Raw genomic sequence first — 15,611 nt, forward strand, 5'->3', positions numbered from 1 at the left:
GCGATCCCCAACGCGATCGTGACGGGAGCTCGCATGACGCTGTTTCACTCGACCTTGGCGCTCGTTCTTGCCTTCGCAACCACCGAGACCGCCAGCGCCCAGGCGTATGTGCCGATCGCCGATGACGCGCAGGCGCAGACCGTGGTCCTGACCGGTCATGACCTTTCCGTCGCACAGGTCGTCGCGATCGCGCGTCACGGGGCCAAAGTCAGCCTGTCCGCCGCCGCGCGCCAGCGCTCCGCCGATGCCTATGGCCTATTGCTGGAGGCCGCGGCCGAAGGCGTCAGCGTCTACTGGTTCAACCGCGGCGCCGGCGATCAGCGCGAAACCGTGATCTTTGCCGGTGATCCGACGACGCCGGAAAACACCGCGCTGCTCAAGGCGCGTCAACTGGCCAATTTCGCCCGTGGTGAAACCGGCTCGTCCGGACCGGAAATCGACCACGAAGATGTGATCCGGGCGATGATGGCGGTGCGCGCCAACACGATGTCGTACGAGGCGGCCAGCCCCGGCCTCACGCAGATGCTGCTCGACCTGATCAACCACGACATCACCCCGGTCGTGCACGCGCGCGGCTCTCTTGGCGAAGGCGATCTGGCGCCGATGGGCGAACTCGGCCGCGTGATGATCGGGCAGGGCGAGGTGCATTACAAGGGCCAGCGCATGCCCGCCGCCCAAGCGCTGCAACAGGCCGGCCTGACCCCGCTCGCGCCATTCGGCGCCGACGATGCCGCGCTGGTCAGCACCGACGCGTGGTTCACCGCCAACTCCGCGCTGCTCGTCGCCGATGCCGGAAACATGCTGCAATGGGCCGATCTTGGCACCGCGATGGCGCTGACAGGCATGAATTCCAGCGTCACCCCGCTGTCGATGCCGGCCCAGTCGAACCGGCCCTACCCCTGGCTCAACTGGGATGCCGCGCGCGTGCTCGACATGGTGCGCGGCGGCTATCTGCTGCAGGACGATCCCGGCCGCATCATCCAGGATCCCGAAAGCCTGCGCGCGTCGACCCAGCGCATCGGCTCCGCCTGGCAAAGCTGGGCCGACCTGCGCGATAGCGTCGTGATCGCCATGAATGTCTCGGACCATAACCCCGCGGTCCGCCCGGGCCTGAAACCCGGCGACAGCTGGGAGCTTTCAACACCGCAGATGATGAAATTCCACGTCAAGGGCGGCCCCCTCAGCCACGGCCAGGGCGGCTACATCCTCTCCGACGCCAATTGGGACCCATACCCTCTCGCCAACCAGGTCGAAGCCTTCACCATCGCCACCGCCAACATGGGCGTGATCCTGCTCGAACGCATGGAGCGATTCTCGAACCCGTTCTTCACCGGCGTCAAACGCACCGACGTGATGACTCCCGATCAGGCGAGATCACTGCCGTCCCCCGAACCCTACCTCGGCGCAGACCTGTGGATCGAGATTTCCGGCCTGATCAACCCGGTCGTCCCGCAAGGCCAGCCGATCATCGCCACTGTCGAGGACCTGCAAGGCGAAACCCGCCTGAAAGTAAACCGCGCGCGCCAGGCCGTTGACCTTACCACCCACCTGCTCGCGCTCGACCTCATCACTTCGTCGAACTGGGTCGAAATCCGCAAGGCGCAAGACCCCGCCCGCCGCTTCGGCACAGCGCCAACCGCGCTCCTCGCCGGCCTGCGCACGATCCTGCCGCTGCAGCCGCACGCAGGGCCAAGTTACGCGGAAGATGCGGTGTACGGCCTGATCACAACAACGCCGGCCGCGCGGTTTTATGCCGGTGGACCTGCTATGCCGCTGGGTGGGCCGGTACCGGTTGCGCAGGCGCGGCGATAAGGGCGGTTTAGGGCCTCCGGCGGCAAAGGGCGGTGCAATCGGAGACATAGGTAACATTTTAGACCGGCAACATAGGTAACAGATTTGGCCCAGATTGTGGGTTCAAAGCTGGCTCGTACGAGCCAGCTTTGAACCCACAATCTGGGCTGACTGATCACTCAGGGTTGCCAGATCGATCCAGCGGAAGCGTACGGTCCAGTCTCCATTGTCGCGTTGGACGATGGCTACGGTTTCGTTGGCCAAAGCTTCAGTGATGTAGAGTGTTTTGTCGCGCCAGCGAACCAGACCCTTGGCTGTGACGGGCAGGACGTAGTGGTCGTCAGGATAGTCCCATGCGTCGATCTTGTCGGGAAACTGCCTGGTCGAGGCTGTGTGGACCGACGCCGGGCAGATCTGTCCCAGTGCTTCGTGAGGGCGGTAGGTGTTGTAGAGGTGCCGCCAGGTGTCAAACCGGGCCTGCTGTTCACGCAGCGTATCTGCCGGTGGTGCGGCGGTGTCTTCGGCAAGGGTACGATGCATCCGCTCGTGACGACCATTCTGATCAGGGCGGCCCGGGGTTATGTATTCGGGCATGACGCCAAGCTTCACCAACCACACTGAAAACCGGGTCAGTCCGCCGAGCCCCCGGCTCATCCCGAACGGATGGCCATTGTCCGTGCGAAGCGATGCTGGCAAACCCAACTCTTTGAAAGATTGTTCGAAAAGTGGAATGACGCTTTCCATGTCGGCGCGTGGCACGGCCTCGCAGCGGATCAGGTAGCGGCTGTAATTGTCAGTGATCGTCAGCGGCTCGCAGCGCACACGATCACCTGTCCGAAACCAGCCTTTGAAATCTGCAGACCATATCTCGTTGGCGGCCTGCGGGATCGCCGGCTGGCCATGGCCCGCGCCCCCGGAGCGCCGAATACGCCGCGTCTGGCTCAGTTCCTTGCGCCGCAAAAGGTCGCCGATCGTGCTTGCCGCTGGCCAGTGCCCATCCGGAACATCCAGCGCCAGGCGCGCCAGCAGCTTGCGCGGCCCCCATGTCGGAAAGCGCTCGCGAAGCCCTAGGATCGCCGCTTCGGTCTGTGCGTCTATGCGCCAGGGTATCGTCTTTGGCGCCCGGCTCTGCTCCGACAGACCCAACGCTCCCAGCTCCAGATAACGTGAAAGCCATTTGTACCCCGTCTTCCGGCTGATCCCGTACTGCGAGCACAAATCACCAATCGGCACCTCTTTCTTGAGGCACGCAGCCACAAACCCAAGCCGGCTGTCCATAACACTTTGACCTGTAAAGGGCATCGAACGGTCCTCCCGCCCGATACTCTGAACTGTTACCCATGTTGCCGGTCCAAAGTGTTACCTATGTAGCCGGTCTATACCGGCCATCGCCCTTTGATCCCGTTACTGGCTTGAACTGTGCGCTGTTTTTGCGTTTGCGTCCCGCCGCGAAGCGGCAGGATGAAAGCCGCTTCGCGGCGGGCGCGACACCGCAGTCGAAGTACAAATACAAAAAATTCCGGGATCAAAGGGCGTTGGCCCTTTGCCGCCGGAGGCCCTTAATGCCGAAAATGCCGCATCCCGGTAAACACCATGGCAAGACCCGCATCATCAGCGGCCTTGATCACATCCTCATCGCGGATCGACCCGCCCGGCTGGATCACGCACGTGGCACCCGCTTCGGCCGCAGCGAGCAGGCCGTCGGCGAACGGGAAGAACGCGTCGGACGCGACGGCCGAGCCGACGGTGCGCGGTTGCGACCAGCCGTGGGTTTCGGCGGCTTCCTGGGCTTTGGCGGCGGCGATGCGAGAGCTGTCGCGGCGGTTCATCTGGCCCGCGCCGATGCCGGCGGTGGCGCCGTCCTTGGCATAGACGATCGCGTTGGATTTGACGTGCTTGGCCACGGTCCAGGCGAACAGGGCATCGGCCATTTCGGCTGGGGTCGGCGCGCGTCTGGTCACGACTTTGAGGTCGGCGGGATCGAGCTGGCCGTTGTCGCGATCCTGCACCAGCAAGCCGCCGGCGATCGGGACGGTGGTCAGCGCGGCGCGGTCGGCGCGGGGCAGGCCGGGCATGATCAGCAGGCGCAGGTTTTTCTTGCGGGCAAAGATGGCGCGGGCGGCGTCATCGGCGCCGGGGGCGACGACCACTTCGGTAAAGATCGCACTGATCGCTTCGGCGGTGGGCGCGTCGAGCGGGGTGTTCGTGGCGACGATGCCGCCGAAGGCCGACACGGAATCACATGACAGCGCGGCGGTCCAGGCTTCGACCAGCGTCGGCGCGGTCGCCACGCCGCAGGGGTTGGCGTGCTTGACGATGACGACGGTCGGGCCGGCATCGGTGAATTCGGCGATCAGTTCGATTGCGGCGTTGGCGTCGTTATAATTGTTGTACGACAGCTCCTTGCCCTGGATTTGGTCTGCCTGGGGCAGCCCGATCACGTCGGTGCTGCGCGGGACGTATAGGGCAGCGAGCTGGTGCGGGTTTTCGCCGTAGCGCAGCGGGGTGACGAGGCGGTGCGTGCCGGTCAGCGTTTCGGGGAAATGCTGGCCTTGATCGACCCGTGCGAACCATGCGGCGATCGCCGAATCGTATGCGGCGGTGGCGGCGTAGGCCTTGGCGGCCAGTTTGCGGCGAAATGCGAGCGTGGTCGCACCACCGGTGGCGGACATTTCGGCGATCAGCGTGGCATAGTCGGCGGGATCTGTAACGATCGCTACGTAATCATGGTTCTTGGCCGCCGAACGCACCATCGACGGCCCGCCGATGTCGATATTTTCGATCACGTCGTCACGCGCGGCGCCGCGCGCGACTGTGGCTTCGAACGGATACAGATTGACGACGACGAGGTCGATGGCGCCGATTGCGTGTTCGGCCATCGCCGCGACATGCTCGGCGTTGTCGCGCACCGCGAGCAAACCGCCGTGGACGACCGGGTGCAGCGTCTTGACCCGGCCATCCATCATTTCGGGAAATCCGGTCAGGTCGGATATGTCGCGCACGATCAGGCCGGCTGCGCGCAGCGCGGCGGCGGTGCCGCCGGTGGAGACGAGTTCCACGCCGTGCGCGGCAAGGGCCTGGCCCAGTTCGACCAAGCCGTGCTTGTCGGACACCGAAAGCAGTGCCCGTCCGATTTTAACATTCGTCACGTTTGAATCCTATCAGCGCATTTTCTTGAGCAGCCACGAGAATGTCTCGCCGCTGCGTGACACTTTGGCGGTGATCACCAATTGGCGCGTGGCGACCGGCCGGCCCTGGCCATCGGCCCACAGGCTTTCCTCGACCGTGACCGGGTCGCGCCCCGATCGGAATTGCCACAGGCTGCCATCGGGCAGCGCCAGCGTGACGCCCATGCCGTCGCGACCCTGTGCCAGTTCGATATGCGGGCCCAGGTGAAAGCGCAGCACGACCGCGATCGTGCCGCGTTTGCCTTTGCGGCCGCTGGGCAGCAGGCTGTCTTCGCCGCGCAATTCGGTGCCATCGTCGCGCAGGATAAGAATGCGGCGATGGTTCAGGCCATAGCGCGCGACATAGCCGTTGTGGCTGGCCTCCAGCCGGGTGGCGCCGGTGCCGGGGCCATCGCCGGCGAGCGTGCGCCGATCGATATCGACTTCGGAAACGCCGGTGCCGAGCTTGCCGTTGATCAGCACTGCAGTCGAATTGAAATCGTCGATAGTCAGGGTGGAATGCGCAGCGGTCGCCCGCAGCCCTTGCGCCAGGCGCAACGGGATCAGGCCGCCGGCACAGGCGCCGCCGCCGCAATTGACGATGATCCGCTCTGGCCCGTGGCTGAATTCAAAGGCCAGTGTCGAGGCGCAACCGTCGCGGGCATGGCGTGAAACCGGGGGCGGGGCGGAATCGAACAGCAGGATCGAACGTTGTGCCGCGACCCGCTGGTATCCCCATTGCCGCGCATCGCGCAACGGACGGGTGCGCACGCCGCTGGCGCGGACAAGGGCCTGGATGCGCGCAGCGGTGATCGCGGGCGCACCTTGCCATCCCGACAGCGCGCCATCGCCGTGCAGCACCGCGAGCAAGGGCGGCACCAGCACGCTGAGGATCGTGTCGATCTGTGGCGGCGCCTCGGCGCGCACCGCGCTGTAACAGGCTTTCAATCGTACGAGCAGCTCGATCGCCTCGATCTGGCACACCGGGCTGCGCGACAGCACGCCGCCATCATCGCCGACCAGATCGCCAAGCGCATGGATCAGCCCGGCCTCGCCATACAGGCGCCGTGCGCCGCCATTGGCGAGCAACAGCCCGGCGGCGGTGATCGCGACCCAGCCGGCGACTTCGGACAACTTGTCTTCGGCGCGCCCGACATTGCGATCGAGCCAGCCGGCGGTGCTGTCGAATGCGTGCAGCGCGTGGTTGCGGAATTTGCGATCCTGGCTCGACAGCACCAGCGGCGCGTGGATCAGCCAGCCCAGCAAGCGATGCGCGACATTGCCGACATCCCAGGCGGGGGTCCCGTCGGGGCGCGGATTGGCGGTAAGCCAGCGGCTGAGGATTCGTTCCGCAACTCCGGAACATTGCACGCGTGCCGCGCAGGCCTCCAGATCGGCCAACCAACTGAAACCATGGACCAATCGTTCGAGCGGCGGGGCGAGACGCGGCCCGGAAAACTCGATGTCGGCGATCGGCGCCTTGAGTCCGTGGAGCACAAAATGCCCGGCGCGCAGCGCTGTCCCGGTCGATGGATCGCCGGGCAGCGGATTGGCGACCGTCGCGGTCAGGCGCGGTGCGGCGCGTTTGGCGAACGGGTTCAGCGTGCGCGGGCCGACGCCAAAGCGATAGGCCAGGCGCATCAGCCGCTCGCCGGCGCTGACCTGTGGCGGGGAGAAATCAGCAAGCGCGAGCGCGCGCCCCGGTTCGATCACGCCCGGCTCCATCATGCCATCATCAGGCCGGGCCGAAGGGAGCGGGGCCAACGCCAATGCGGCCTCGTTCCGCGTGTCTGCGGTGGCGAAATGTTCGGTATCGGGACCCAGGGGTATTGCCATGCGCCTCGATCCGTCACTCTGGCCTGCGCCGTTGCCGGCCACAAAGTGCGCGGCAAGAAGATCGCCGCCGACGCCGCGATGGGCAGCGCCGCGTGCGACGATGGGATCAGGGCGCCTGGTGCGGGTCAACCGGTTCCCTTCAGGGCGGCGATATTCGTCGCATAGTGCGACGGGCCGCCGCGAAAACTGGCGGTGCCCGCAACCAGCGCGGTGGCGCCGGCGGACACGCACAGGGCCGCGGTCGTATGATCGATCCCGCCATCGACTTCGAGATGGATGTCGCGCCCCGTCTTGTCGATCATCTTGCGGATTGCTTCGATCTTGCGCAATTGGCTGGTGATGAAGCTCTGGCCGCCAAATCCGGGATTGACGCTCATGACCAGCACGATGTCGATATCGTCGATCAGGTAATCGAGCATTTTGGCCGGCGTGCCGGGGTTCAGCGAAATGCCGGGTTTCTTGCCGAGTGCGCGGATCGCCTGCACCGTGCGGTGAATATGCGGCCCCGCTTCGGGATGGACGATGATGTGATCGGCGCCTGCCTCGGCAAACGCTTCGAGATAAGGGTCGATCGGCGCAATCATCAGATGCACGTCGAACGGCTTGGCCGTGTACGGGCGCAACGCCTTGATCACCACGGGCCCGATCGTGATATTGGGCACGAAATGCCCGTCCATCACGTCGACATGGATCCAGTCCGCACCTGCCGCATCGATCGCGCGCACCTCTTCGCCCAATTTCGCAAAATCGGCAGACAGGATCGAGGGCGAAATCAGCGGCACAGTCATGGGTTCAAGCTCATCGAGGCGGCCGTTGTATGGCCTCGTCCGGGGGGGGGGGCAGCGGGGCAATCCAGAATACCGCGCCAGGTCAACCAGCGCCGATCGTTACGGCGATACCCATGCGGCCCATTTGTCACAAGTCGCTTTGCGCGCGTTTTCCACACGCTCTGACGCGAATTTCACATTATACGCAGGGCGCCGCAGGTGGGGGGAAATTCATACCAAGTACACGCGCCAGACGTTATGCCATCGCAAGTGCTGCCAATTGTCTCGGCCACGCGACAATATGGCAGACGAGCGGGGCCTTGCGCAGCGCGCGCGAATGTCCCATGTCGGCGGAAATTCAGCTTGAAACGGGTTCACACAGCCATGCGTTCCATCGTTCGGTCCCTTTACCGTGCCCTGAAAAACACAACCGTGCCAGCCGGGTTCGGCGCTGTGGCGCTGGCCAGCGGGTTGATTGCGACGCCGGCGCTGGCTGCGCCGCCGTGCCTTGGTCCGCAAAGCAATGTGTGGGTCTATATATCGGTCGATGGCGTGCGCAACGCCATGGGTCAGATCGCCACGACGGTTTATGCCGACGATCCCGACAAGTTTCTCGTCAAGAACGGATCGCTGTATGTCGTGCGCACGCCCGCGGTCGCCAATGTGACACGGTACTGCGTATTCCTGCCATCGACCGGGGTCTATGCGATCGCGGTCTATCATGACGAGGACAATTCGGGCACGATCAACCGTGGCGGCGTGCTCGGGATCCCGACCGAAGGCTTTGGATTTTCGAACAATCCGCCGACACTGGCCAGCCTGCCGGTATTTCGCACGGTGCGCCTGGCGGTGCCCAAAGCCAATCTGGCCACGACGATCCATCTCAAATATCCGTGACCGACCCGTTGCGGCCTGATGTGTTGATCGGGGCAGCCCTGCCGCCGGTCACGATGGCTGCGCTCGAGCGGGCGTTCACCGTGCACCGACTGTGGGATAACCCGGGTGATGATGCACTTGCGCAAGTGCGCGGCATGGCGGCGAGCACACTGGCCGGCCCGATCGGCGCGGCACTGTTCGAACGAATGCCCGCGCTGGAAGTCATCGCCAATTTTGGTGTCGGCTATGACAATATCGATATTGCTGTGGCTGCCGCGCACGGGATCGTGGTGACCAACACCGCGGGCGTGCTGGACGAGGAAGTTGCCGACCTGGCAATCGGGCTGTTGCTGGCGACGCTGCGCCGCATCCCTGCCGGCGATCGCTTCGTGCGTGATGGGCATTGGACTGACGCGAGTTTTCCGCTGTCGCCGTCATTGCGTGGGCGCCGGGTCGGGATTGTCGGCCTGGGCGGGATCGGCAAGGCGATTGCGCGGCGGCTCGGCGGATTTGCGGTCGATATCGCCTATCACGGGCGGACGCAGCAGCAGGGCGTCGGCTATCCCTGGTATCCCACGGCGCTGGCGCTGGCGCAGGCGTGCGATGTGTTGATCGTCGTAGTTCCCGGCGGAGCGCAGACCCGGCATATGATCGATGCGGATGTGCTGGCGGCGTTGGGCGCCGACGGTGTGCTGATCAACGTTTCACGTGGAACGGTTGCGGATGAAGATGCGCTGATCGTGGCGTTGCAGAAAGGGACAATCCTGGCTGCCGGGCTGGATGTGTTTGCGCATGAGCCGCATGTGCCCGAGGCGATGCGCGCGCTCGACAATGTCGTGCTGTTGCCGCACGTGGGGTCGGGTTCGGTCGTGACCCGCGCGGCGATGGGGCAGGCGATGGTCGACAATCTGTCGGCGTGGTTTGCGACGCGTCAGCCGCCCAATGTGGTGCCCGAGACGCGGCATCTGGCGGGCTGACATACGCTTTAAATTGCCGGCGACGGCGGTGGGGTTATCAGGCGACTTCGGCTTTGGGGCCGATGTCGGCCAGCGCCTGCGCAATGTGCCAAGGCGCCGTTTCCTCCGCAAGTGCGTGATAGTGCGGATCGTCGATATCGATCCACCAGGCATCGTCGATGTCCATCGTCGTGGCGCGGTTGTTTTGCGCCAGGATTTGGACGCCTTCGGAAAGCGATCCGGCCTTGCCCGCGGCAATGGCCGCGCGGATTGCGGGCGCCAGTTCGGGCGTGGCGAGGAAGGCGCCGCAATCGCAGGCATCGTATTCTGTGATGGTCTTGCCGATCGACCGGATGAACCCGCGATCGTCCATCTTGACCCAGGTTGCGTCTTCGGGGTCGATCATCGGGCTGTCGACCCGGCGATCGATCGCCAGCGTCAGGCCGCAATCGACAGGGGCTTCGGTGATCAGACGCGACAGGATCTCGACGTCGAACAGGTGGTCGGCCATCAGCAGCAGGTAATTGCCATCGCAGCGCGTCGCACCGGCAATGACCGAATACCCATTGGGCGTCGCCCAGTTCGACAGACGCACCGGCACGATGGCGATGGCAAGCCGCAACGACAGTTCGGCCAGAAACGCTTCAAGCCGGTCCGCCTCATGCCCGGTCACGACCACGACGCGCGTTACGCCGGCCAGCATCGCCTGGCGGATCGACAGCTCGATGATCGGCACGCCGCAGACCGGCGTCAGGGGTTTGGACGACGAAATCGCGCCGAGGCGGCTGCCGAAACCGGCCGCAATAATCAACGCATCCATGCGTTCGCAATCTCCAGTGCGCCGCGTTTCGCACGCGACGGAAAAGGGCGGCATCAGCATTTGCCAACACCGCCCTGAACAACCGTTATCGTCAATCCTGCCGGGAGGCGGGATTATTCGGCGGCGAGCGCCGGTTCGGTAATGTATTCCTCGACCAGCTGTGCGGCGACATCATCGCTGAACTGCTGCGGCGGATGCTTGCAGAAATAGGCCGATGGGCCGATCAGCGCGCCGCCTTCACCGCGTTCCAGTGCGACTTTGCAGCACCGGATCGCATCCATCACGCACGCGGCCGAATTCGGGCTGTCTTCGACCGACAGGCGCAGCTCGATATTCATCGGGACATTGCCCCACTGCGTGCCTTCGAGCCGCAGGAAACACAGCTTGTTGTCTTTCTGCCACGGCACATAGTCCGACGGGCCGACGTGGATATTTTCATCCGCAAGGCGCTGTGCGAGCATGGCCTGCACCGCTTCGGTCTTCGATTCCTTCTTGCTGCCCAGCCGCTGGCGGTCGAGCATGTTCATGAAATCGGTGTTGCCGCCGGTGTTGAGCTGGTAGGTTTTTTCCACCGTTACGCCGCGTGCGCCAAACAGGCTGGAGAGCACGCGATGAACGATCGTGGCACCAATCTGCGCCTTGATGTCGTCGCCCACAATCGGCAGGCGCTTGGCCCGAAACCGCGCTTCCCATTCGGGGGTGCTGGCGATGAACACCGGCATGCAGTTGACCACGGCAACGCCCGCTTCGAGTGCGGCCTCCATGTAGAATTCCGTGGCTTCCTGCGATCCGACGGGCAGGAAGTTGAGCAGAACCTCGGTGCCCGACGCCTTGAGCGCGGCGACCATGTCGGCCTGCGTCGGCTCGGCAGCGTCGGCCAGGATGAACCCGCGTTCGCCCATGCCGGTCATGTGTTCGGCCACCCCGTCAAGGATGCGGCCCATGATCACCTTGTTGCCGATGTGCGGCACATCGCCGTGAAACACGGTCGTGCAGTTGGGTGCGGCAAAGATGGCTTCGCCAATATCCTTGCCGACTTTTCGGGCGTCGACATCGACGCCGAGTACGAATTCCACATCACCGGCGCTGTATCCCCCGATATTGTCGTGGATCAGGCCGCTGGCCGAATTGTTCTGACGGTAGTAATACACGCCCTGGACTAGCGAGCTGGCGCAGTTTCCTACACCGATCACCGCGACCTTGATTGGCTTCATGTAAGCACGTCCTCTTCGACAGGGCACCACGGTCCGGTGGCTGTCATCAAAATGCCTTAGTTTGCGAAATCATTCCGGAATGCAAGCGGAATCCCTTGATCGTCAAGCAACACTTGCAAAGGTGTGGGGTTTAAACCCCACCTTCAAAGCACACGTTTAAACGACACGTTTAAACCACACATAGCGCAGGCGATCCAGACAACGTAATGCGCCAGCCCAAGGTGTGACGAATCACCGCTCCACGCACCGGCTTCGCGTTACCGCATACAACGATTGGGAACTACCGCAAGATGACTACGGCATCGGGGACACCGTCTTTGCAGGCAAAAGCGCCAAAACCTGTATCGACTGGCCCGATCAAGCGGCCAAACCGTCCGCGCGAACTGCAGGATTCGCTCAACCATTACGTGTATCACCCGCTGGCGTGGCGCCTGGCGCGTGCGCTGGCGCCCACGCCGGTTACGCCGAACATGGTTTCGGTGGCCGGCGGGCTGTTCGTGGTGGCGGCGGGCATCGTCTACTGGTGGGGCCCGGTATGGGGGTTGGGCTGGCCCTTTGCGGCCTTGCTGGGCCTGGCGCTGCACATGACCTGGCATGTGGTCGATGGCGCCGACGGGGATCTGGCGCGGCTGACCGGGCGCTCCAGCCCGCTGGGCGAGCTGATCGACGGGATCTGCGATTACGCGGGGCATGTCGCGCTGTACCTGATGCTGGCGGCGATCATGGGGCCGGTGCTGGGCTGGGGATGGGCGTGGTTCTGGGTTCTGGCCGGCGGGGCAAGCCATGTCGCGCAGGCCAATTTCGTCGAAGTGCAGCGCCGGTTTTATCAGTACTGGACGTATGGCACGCCCTGGCTGAACAATGCGACGCAGGCCGACGCCGCGCTGTTCAAGGACAAACGCGGGGTGTCGTGGATCCTGCGCGGGTTCGTGCTCGGTTATCTGCGGCTGGCATCGGGCATGAGCCCCAACACGATGATCATCGACGCCGCAGTGAACCGCGCGATCGCGGCCGACCAGGCCGGCGACGGCACCGCGCTGGCGCAGATCCGCGCCGCGGTGCAACGCGAACAGCGGCCCTTACTGTTCATGCTGAAATTTCTGGGACCCAATCCGCGGGCGATCGTGCTCGGCGTGTCAATGCTGATCGGCAGTCCGCTGTGGTATTTCGTCTATCAGGTGCTGGCGTTGAATGTGCTGCTGTTCGTTGCCGTCCGACGCGAGGACGCCGCGGCGCTGCGCGTGGTCAGGCAGCTGGATCTGGTAGACCAAGCGATTTAGAGCGCCACAGCATGATCACGACGATCAGCGCGAGCGCCTCGATCAGCAGCCAGACCGTTTCATGCGCCCGGTTGTACAGCCACACCGCGATCGCGGGTGAGACGATATAGGCCGATCCATTGATCGCGGCGACAATGCCGGCCGCCCCGCCCTGTTCGCCGGGCGCAACGGCCAGGCTGGTCCCTGCGATAAATCCCGGCCGGAACAGCCCGAACCCGGCCGATGCCATGGCAAACCCGCTGGCGATCGTCTGCAGCTGGTGCCCTGTGGCGACAGGCACAGTGCCGACCACGACCAGCGCCATGCCCAGCATGGTCGACATGCGCGGGCCCAGCCCCAACATCGGGATCAGGCCCCATTGGGCCAGCAGCATTGCCAGTGCGCCGCACATCAGCACCAGCGCGATCGGCCCGGCGGCATCATCGGCATGATGGCGCAGCCCCAGCCGGTCAAGCAGCATGAACCCGATCACGCCCAGCAGCATCGATTGCGCCTGACCGCCCAAAGCCCCGGCGATCAGCCACGTGCGGATGCGCCGATCGCCCCAGCGCAGGCGGGCCGGCGCCGGGTCGTCGTCTTGCGTATTGCCCGGCCAGCCGTCGGCGTGTTCGCCAAAGGCCTGCGCATATGGGGTATCAGGCAGGCGGGCCGGCGCATCATCGGGCAGTCGCCAGTGGAGCACCGCAAGCACGCCCAGCGCGCCAAGCGTAAACGCGGCAAACGGTCCGACCAGGCCGATGCCAGGCACAATAAGCATTGGCGCAACGGCGGGCCCGAGTGCGGTACCCAGGCCAAAGCTGGACGCGACCACGGACAGCGCCCTTGTGCGGCGGGCCCGGCTGGTGCGGCCGGCGACATAGGCCTGCACTGCGGGCGGCGCGGCAGAGCCGAAGGCGCCGTACAGCGTGCGCGCGAGTGCAAACAGCAGGATCGCCTGAATGCCGGTGACCAGCCCGTGCAACCCCGCCAGCAGCGCTGCGCCGCATAGCGCGAACGATAGCGCAAAGCCGGTCAGCCCCAGTGCCATCATCGCCTTGCGCCCCGAGCGGTCGGACCGGCGCGCCCAATACGGCGCCAGCAGCATCCACAACAGCGCAGACCATGAATAGGCCAGGCTGACCCAGACATCGGCAATGCCCAGATGCGCGCCGATCGACGGCATCACCGATTGCATCGCGGTGTTGCCCGCTGCGGTGATCAGCATGACCATAAACAGCAGCGCCATGCGGCCTGGTGGCAGGCCGCCAGCACCGGCAGGTTCGGAACCTGGCATCGATCGTGTCGTTATCATGCCGAATGCCATTGCGACGGGCAGGAACGAGCCCGCATCCCACCTTCGGCATCGCGATGTTGCAGCGGGATGGTTGTAACGTACTTGCAATAAACCGTGGATTTTGCGACCGGGTGTTGCCGTGGTCGTGATTGCTGAACCAAAGGTCTCTCCCGCAGATGTCGCCGACTCAATTTGCCGCTGAAGCGCTTCCTGCCCGACTGAAACGCAAGGCGCGCGCGTTCGTCGAGAAAATCGGGCCTGGCAAGACCGTGTGGGCGCCGATGGTCTATTTCCTCAAGGGCTTCGTCAAGAATCCGGTGATGGTCGGCGCGATCGTGCCGTCCTCGCGCCGGACGATCCGCCGCGTGCTGGCGCCGCTCGATTGGGACAACTGCTCGGTGTTTGTCGAATACGGCCCCGGGGTCGGCACATTCTGCCAGCCGGTGCTCGACCGCTTGCGCCGCGACGGCACGCTGATCGTGATCGACACCAATCCCGATTTCATCACCTATCTGCAGGCCACGATCCGCGATCCGCGGTTCAGCGCCGTGCATGGCTCGGCCACCGATGTCGAAGCGATCGTCGCTGCGCACGGCTTCGACCATGCCGATTATGTGCTGTCGGGCCTGCCGTTCAGCACGTTGCCCCCGGGCGTCGGCGCCGCGATCATGGCCGCGACGCGCAATGTCCTGCGCACCGGAGGCGCGTTTTGCGTCTATCAGTACACCACGCGCGCGCGCACGCTGCTGGCCCAATATTTCCCGCGCATCGACAAGGGGTTCGAGCCGGTCAATGTGCCCCCTTGCGTGATCAGCTGGGGCTGGAAGGATTGAATACCTGTGGCCGCGGGCCTAGCTGCTGATACGCAGACGCCACGATCGCGGTGAAATAGGTGTAGCCGGTGGCGACCACGATGCCTGCGATCACCTGGCTGACCATGCGCTGCACTTCGGGCTGGTTCACATTGGCGAGCGCGGCACCGATGACGATCATCAGCAGGCCGTAGACGACGACGAACAGTGCCACGGCCGGCACGAAATACAGCGCCATGCCGATGACATGCCGACGTGACCGGGCGATGCCGGCGGCGATTGCGCGAAATGGGTTGAGCAGCCGCTGGGTAACCATTTCGGGACCGATCAACATCAGGCGAATCAGCGGATAGATCATCACCAGCAGCGAAATGACCACGGCAATGGCCTGTGGCACGATCACCATCAGCCCGCCCAGGGCCACCACCCACAGCACCGACAGCGCCAGCGCGCAGACCAGTTGCGTGACCAGATAACTGGGGAACAGCCGCAGCGCCAGCATCAGCGCCGTGCCCACCGTCGGGCGATCACGATCGAGAAACACGGCCAGGATCGTCAGGTATCCGACCAGCATCGGCAGCGACAGCGGCAGCGCAATCGGCGCCGAGACGGTATAGAACCGGGTGAGCACATCGGCCATCTGCTGCTGGCTCATACCCTGGGTAATCTGCGGCACAGGCAGCGCCAGCGCGGCGCCCAGCATCGGCAGCAGGAAAAACACGCCCGCAATCGCCAGCAGCATATCGCGATTGGCCCAGACCATGCGCCGTGCGCTGTGCCATGCGGCGCTGCTGTCGAGGATACCCAAAGTTCAAAATC

At 64.4% G+C, this 15,611-nt stretch carries 13 protein-coding genes; 5 read left to right on the top strand and 8 right to left on the bottom strand.

Annotation, left to right across the window (positions count from 1 at the left end; all coding sequences use genetic code 11):
• Positions 1–33 precede the first annotated feature (33 nt).
• A complete protein-coding gene (locus ACOOE2_RS01000) occupies positions 34–1,812 on the top strand; it encodes an aromatic amino acid ammonia-lyase (protein ID WP_420381166.1) in 1,779 nt (592 codons plus the stop codon).
• A gap of 102 nt (positions 1,813–1,914) precedes the next feature.
• Here ACOOE2_RS01000 and ACOOE2_RS01005 read toward each other — a convergent pair whose 3' ends face one another.
• From ACOOE2_RS01005 to rpe, 4 genes are all read right to left on the bottom strand, one after another.
• Positions 1,915–3,069: an integrase core domain-containing protein gene (locus ACOOE2_RS01005; RefSeq protein WP_420381167.1), complete on the bottom strand. Its 1,155-nt coding sequence runs from the start codon at positions 3,067–3,069 to the stop codon at positions 1,915–1,917.
• A gap of 281 nt (positions 3,070–3,350) precedes the next feature.
• Positions 3,351–4,940: a bifunctional phosphoribosylaminoimidazolecarboxamide formyltransferase/IMP cyclohydrolase gene (purH, locus tag ACOOE2_RS01010; protein WP_420381168.1), complete on the bottom strand. Its 1,590-nt coding sequence runs from the start codon at positions 4,938–4,940 to the stop codon at positions 3,351–3,353.
• Between the two features lie 12 nt (positions 4,941–4,952).
• Positions 4,953–6,794 (bottom strand): heparinase II/III family protein, encoded by a 1,842-nt coding sequence (locus tag ACOOE2_RS01015; protein ID WP_420381169.1) that lies wholly within the window; start codon positions 6,792–6,794, stop codon positions 4,953–4,955.
• A 125-nt stretch (positions 6,795–6,919) separates the two neighbouring features.
• The gene (gene rpe, locus ACOOE2_RS01020) at positions 6,920–7,582 is read right to left on the bottom strand and encodes a ribulose-phosphate 3-epimerase (protein ID WP_420381170.1); all 663 of its coding nucleotides are present in this window, start codon (positions 7,580–7,582) and stop codon (positions 6,920–6,922) included.
• Positions 7,583–7,945: 363 nt separating this feature from the next.
• Here rpe and ACOOE2_RS01025 point away from each other — a divergent pair, with 363 nt between their 5' ends.
• Both ACOOE2_RS01025 and ACOOE2_RS01030 read left to right on the top strand, forming a co-directional pair.
• Positions 7,946–8,458: a DUF2141 domain-containing protein gene (locus tag ACOOE2_RS01025; protein ID WP_420381171.1), complete on the top strand. Its 513-nt coding sequence runs from the start codon at positions 7,946–7,948 to the stop codon at positions 8,456–8,458.
• Entirely contained in the window at positions 8,455–9,414 is a 960-nt protein-coding gene (locus tag ACOOE2_RS01030; RefSeq protein ID WP_420381172.1) for a 2-hydroxyacid dehydrogenase, read from the top strand. Before ACOOE2_RS01025 ends, ACOOE2_RS01030 begins: the two co-directional genes overlap by 4 nt.
• 37 nt (positions 9,415–9,451) lie before the next feature.
• On the opposite strand, the gene ACOOE2_RS01035 is transcribed toward ACOOE2_RS01030, so the two are convergent.
• On the bottom strand, positions 9,452–10,213 hold the full coding sequence (locus tag ACOOE2_RS01035) for an NTP transferase domain-containing protein (protein ID WP_420381173.1): 762 nt from the start codon (positions 10,211–10,213) through the stop codon (positions 9,452–9,454).
• Between the two features lie 113 nt (positions 10,214–10,326).
• The gene (locus ACOOE2_RS01040; protein WP_420381174.1) at positions 10,327–11,427 is read right to left on the bottom strand and encodes an inositol-3-phosphate synthase; all 1,101 of its coding nucleotides are present in this window, start codon (positions 11,425–11,427) and stop codon (positions 10,327–10,329) included.
• A gap of 290 nt (positions 11,428–11,717) precedes the next feature.
• Here ACOOE2_RS01040 and ACOOE2_RS01045 point away from each other — a divergent pair, with 290 nt between their 5' ends.
• The gene (locus ACOOE2_RS01045; protein ID WP_420381175.1) at positions 11,718–12,707 is read left to right on the top strand and encodes a CDP-alcohol phosphatidyltransferase family protein; all 990 of its coding nucleotides are present in this window, start codon (positions 11,718–11,720) and stop codon (positions 12,705–12,707) included.
• Here ACOOE2_RS01045 and ACOOE2_RS01050 read toward each other — a convergent pair.
• On the bottom strand, positions 12,673–13,980 hold the full coding sequence (locus tag ACOOE2_RS01050; RefSeq protein WP_420381176.1) for an MFS transporter: 1,308 nt from the start codon (positions 13,978–13,980) through the stop codon (positions 12,673–12,675). The genes ACOOE2_RS01045 and ACOOE2_RS01050 overlap by 35 nt on opposite strands.
• Before the next feature lie 176 nt (positions 13,981–14,156).
• Here ACOOE2_RS01050 and ACOOE2_RS01055 point away from each other — a divergent pair, with 176 nt between their 5' ends.
• Complete coding sequence (locus ACOOE2_RS01055; protein WP_420381177.1) at positions 14,157–14,813, top strand: class I SAM-dependent methyltransferase; 657 nt, start codon at positions 14,157–14,159, stop codon at positions 14,811–14,813.
• On the opposite strand, the gene ACOOE2_RS01060 is transcribed toward ACOOE2_RS01055, so the two are convergent.
• Entirely contained in the window at positions 14,791–15,600 is an 810-nt protein-coding gene (locus tag ACOOE2_RS01060; RefSeq protein WP_420381178.1) for a hypothetical protein, read from the bottom strand. The two genes, ACOOE2_RS01055 and ACOOE2_RS01060, sit on opposite strands and share 23 nt — an antisense overlap.
• Positions 15,601–15,611 lie beyond the last annotated feature (11 nt).

Source organism: Novosphingobium sp., from assembly GCF_965214355.1.
GTDB lineage: Bacteria > Pseudomonadota > Alphaproteobacteria > Sphingomonadales > Sphingomonadaceae > Novosphingobium.

What these genes read in the sequence shown, in the direction of transcription:
- ACOOE2_RS01045 (WP_420381175.1), top strand. Translation starts at nt 11,718, where the DNA reads ATGACTACGGCATCGGGGACACCGTCTTTGCAGGCAAAAGCGCCAAAA.
- ACOOE2_RS01055 (WP_420381177.1), top strand. Translation starts at nt 14,157, where the DNA reads ATGTCGCCGACTCAATTTGCCGCTGAAGCGCTTCCTGCCCGACTGAAA.
- ACOOE2_RS01035 (WP_420381173.1), bottom strand. Translation starts at nt 10,213, where the DNA reads ATGGATGCGTTGATTATTGCGGCCGGTTTCGGCAGCCGCCTCGGCGCG.
- rpe (WP_420381170.1), bottom strand. Translation starts at nt 7,582, where the DNA reads ATGACTGTGCCGCTGATTTCGCCCTCGATCCTGTCTGCCGATTTTGCG.
- ACOOE2_RS01050 (WP_420381176.1), bottom strand. Translation starts at nt 13,980, where the DNA reads ATGCCAGGTTCCGAACCTGCCGGTGCTGGCGGCCTGCCACCAGGCCGC.
- ACOOE2_RS01000 (WP_420381166.1), top strand. Translation starts at nt 34, where the DNA reads ATGACGCTGTTTCACTCGACCTTGGCGCTCGTTCTTGCCTTCGCAACC.
- ACOOE2_RS01015 (WP_420381169.1), bottom strand. Translation starts at nt 6,794, where the DNA reads ATGGCAATACCCCTGGGTCCCGATACCGAACATTTCGCCACCGCAGAC.
- ACOOE2_RS01025 (WP_420381171.1), top strand. Translation starts at nt 7,946, where the DNA reads ATGCGTTCCATCGTTCGGTCCCTTTACCGTGCCCTGAAAAACACAACC.
- ACOOE2_RS01040 (WP_420381174.1), bottom strand. Translation starts at nt 11,427, where the DNA reads ATGAAGCCAATCAAGGTCGCGGTGATCGGTGTAGGAAACTGCGCCAGC.
- ACOOE2_RS01005 (WP_420381167.1), bottom strand. Translation starts at nt 3,069, where the DNA reads ATGGACAGCCGGCTTGGGTTTGTGGCTGCGTGCCTCAAGAAAGAGGTG.